Origin of the sequence: Bartonella queenslandensis AUST/NH15 (assembly GCF_000312585.1) — a bacterium.
In the GTDB taxonomy this organism is placed as follows: Bacteria; Pseudomonadota; Alphaproteobacteria; order Rhizobiales; family Rhizobiaceae; genus Bartonella; species Bartonella queenslandensis_A.
The window spans coordinates 1-940 of the sequence record NZ_HE998281.1; the positions used below are offsets into that span (position 1 = coordinate 1).

The following is a 940-nucleotide window of genomic DNA, read 5'->3' on the forward strand; positions in this document are numbered from 1 at the left end:
GCTGATGTAGAAAAAACATTGGCAGCCGGAAAGAAAGCTTTAACCCATGTCCGTACGCATTTTCCTTTGGAAAAAGAGGCAAGCGAGATTGAAAGTGTTTACAAAGAACTGTTTGCGAAAAAAACACTTTAATATTATATCAAAAATCTTTTTGAGGAATGATAAAAAGTGCTTCCCTTGAAGATTATTTCATAATCATTAAGAGAATAGTTCAATGATATAAATGTTATTTTATAAAATTGATCTTGGCTTTAGTAGAATAATATAAGAAGTTTTCAAAATTTTAGATAAAAAATTAAAAATGTATACGCTTGAGAGGGATATGCGGCTTATGATAAAGCATACGAGGAGGGAGAAAAGCTATTTTCATTCTAGTGATATTTTAGAATAAGAAAATAGTGTTTTAACTCAAGTCTAGAAATTTATGCACTATCCTAACGGTGTTGTGCTGATATTGTTACGCTTTGTAAGACTTAAAATAGATAGCAAAAAATATTTTCTTATCTTGAAAAAGATAATGATTGTATCGCCATGGATAAAATAGTCATATATATTTTCAACAAATTCATAATAAGCGATAAGATCAATATATTGATTCATATAGATAATTTGCCTTTTAAATTTGAATAAGAGCTTTGAATCTTGTAAAGATTTTCTCATATCAAACCTGTTGATATTAAATGTTGATATTAAATAGAGAGAGAGCTATCCTCTTGCACATCACAATTGGAAGAAGGCATGTGGTGGATAAAAACTATTGAAGACAAAGTGTGAAGAGATTTCTTATAAATTGCCTGAAGTGCAGATTATTATAACATTAACAGAAAGAAAATAGTATAGTGGTACTAATATTTATGCTTTTTTTGTTGTACCGAGTTGCAGCTTATTATTTTAAGTAAAATAATAATGCCTATTTTATACATGTCATGAGGACTGTCGT

Annotated in this window: 1 pseudogene; it reads left to right on the forward strand. The window is 28.7% G+C overall.

Annotated elements, in window-relative coordinates:
* Window positions 1-132: pseudogene (locus tag BN338_RS13430) on the forward strand (glycosyltransferase family 4 protein); the annotation flags it as partial.
* Between the last annotated feature and the right edge of the window lie 808 nt (window positions 133-940).